This is a genomic window from Mycobacterium sp. (genome assembly GCF_040398885.1).
Classification (GTDB): Bacteria; Actinomycetota; Actinomycetes; order Mycobacteriales; family Mycobacteriaceae; genus Mycobacterium.
The window spans coordinates 1-1,947 of the sequence record NZ_JBBATF010000285.1; the positions used below are offsets into that span (position 1 = coordinate 1).

Annotated in this window: 3 protein-coding genes; all 3 read right to left on the minus strand. The window is 67.8% G+C overall.

The window, feature by feature from the left end; translation table 11 throughout:
* The coding region (locus ADBZ5U_RS16060; RefSeq protein WP_526811863.1) for a GH25 family lysozyme at positions 1-628 on the minus strand (628 nt) is incomplete at its 3' end.
* Between the two features lie 38 nt (positions 629-666).
* The gene (locus tag ADBZ5U_RS16065) at positions 667-1,254 is read right to left on the minus strand and encodes a DUF4174 domain-containing protein (RefSeq protein ID WP_526811865.1); all 588 of its coding nucleotides are present in this window, start codon (positions 1,252-1,254) and stop codon (positions 667-669) included.
* Between the two features lie 58 nt (positions 1,255-1,312).
* Positions 1,313-1,738 (minus strand): hypothetical protein, encoded by a 426-nt coding sequence (locus ADBZ5U_RS16070; protein ID WP_526811867.1) that lies wholly within the window; start codon positions 1,736-1,738, stop codon positions 1,313-1,315.
* Positions 1,739-1,947: the final 209 nt, after the last annotated feature.

Sequence of the window (1,947 nt, forward strand, 5' to 3'; positions counted from 1 at the left end):
CATCGCAGGTGTGCTGTCGTCCCACGACCGCGTCGGAGGCGAACTGAAGGATGCGCGGCTTGCGGCCGGACATCACGTCCCAGCCCCGCGAGCGGTCCGTCACGCCCCGGTACTGGTCGGTGAACGGCCGGGGTGCGCCGGACCCGGTGTAGTCGCTGTTCCACAGGTCATAGCCGCTGCCCAGCTGATCCCCGTACAGCCACCGGGGGGCGTAGACGATGACGTGGCCGGTGGTGCGTTCGCGCGCCATGCGGTCATGGACGGCGTCGACGGCGCGGCGGATCTCCTCGGGACTGGGCGGGCGGGGCAGACCCTGCTTTTCGGCGTCGATCTGCCAGATCCAGGGATGCTCGTGCCACCAGGGCGTGTACTCGGCGACGTAGTCCATCCAGAAGTTCACCTGGGCCTCGACACCGTTGGGCGGATCCGGCCACAGGTAGTGATAGCTGCCCAGGACCGGGATTGCGGCTCGGCGGGCCCGCTCCAGTGCCTTCTTGTAGTACCGGTCCTCCCAGTCGCCGCCCTCGGTGGCCTTATGGGTGAAGAAGGAGATGCCGGCCTCGCGCGCGCCGGCGAGGTCCATGGGCCCGCGGCCCCAGTCGTGGTTCGAGGCGTCCCATCCCCACACCGTCGCTGTGTTAGGAACCGGGATCGGGAGTCGTCGTCTCAACACCGGCCCGGGTCGGCGCTCATCTCGCGGCCCCGCATCGGCATGCCGTCGATCACCGCGTAGATCGCCTGAAGATCCGGGACGTCGTTGACGCGCAGTTTCTCGCCGCCGTCTTTGCCGATCAACACCACGCCGAAGCCGTTTGTGCTAATCCCGAACTGCGAGAACAACTGTCGCGCCTGGTTGGTGTCGACCACGTCGCCGTCGAGGGTGCCGGTGCCGTCGGTGGCGATCCGGCCGAGCACCATGTCGCGATCCACGAAGTCACAACGGGTCGCCTCGATACGGCGCATCGTTTCAACGAGCCGCGGATCACTGTCGGTGGGCGCGAACAGCAGCAGTGGGCGGCGTTGCCAGAGATAGTCACTCAGTTCCGCGGCCACTGCCCGAGCCGGCATGAGCACCGCGCTGGTCGCCAGGAAGATCACTGCGAGTGCGCTCGGGATGAATTGCCGGGAAAGTTGATTCCTGACCATGGTGACAGCGGATTCTACCGGCGGGCGCCGTCGCCGGTCGAGGCGCGATTCGAACCTCTTCCATCCGACGCCGCCGCCGCGCGTAGCTACGGCCGGCGACGAGGTCATCGGCTACACGGACATCGATGCGGTTGGCGCTGACGTAGCCACCCCGGAGTAACGCCCGCTACCGCTCCGCGATGCGATCAGCGGCGGCGAGCAAGGCGTCGGCGACGTCCCGGGCGCCGGCAGCACTGAGGTTGGTCGGGTTCCCGGTCAGGGACACCTGGCCTTCGGTGCGGCCGTCGGTGTGCTGCGACCCGGTGATCTCGACGGCGATGTCGAGGCCGGCGATCCCGGTGACAGAGCGGAAACTGCGGCTGCGCGCCCCGCCCGGCAACCTCAGCCACGGGCCGACGTCGACCGCATCGACAGGCGCCGGAACGTCAGCATGAAAGGACTGCTCGAGGTTGTAACTCGCCCATCCGCGGGCGAGCACCAGGTGCTGCTCGGGGCGGGCGAGGAGGCCGCCCATCGGATCGCCCTCCAGCCACTCGATTTGCTCGATCTGGCTCGGTGTGAGCTGATCGGCGATGTCGTGCCACGTCGTCATAATGCGATTGTGTCGCGCGCGTCTGACAATTCTGTGCGCAGCCAGGGGAGGGGAGCATGACCAGTCCAGCAGAGCACGTCCTGCTCGGCGGCTATGCCGCCAAGCAGTGTCCGGTGCGCACCCACAACAACTTCGCGCCCTTGGTGCCGGTGCCGCAGTGGGTGCCCCCGACCGAACTGCAGGACCTCTTCGACGCCGGCCGTCAGTTC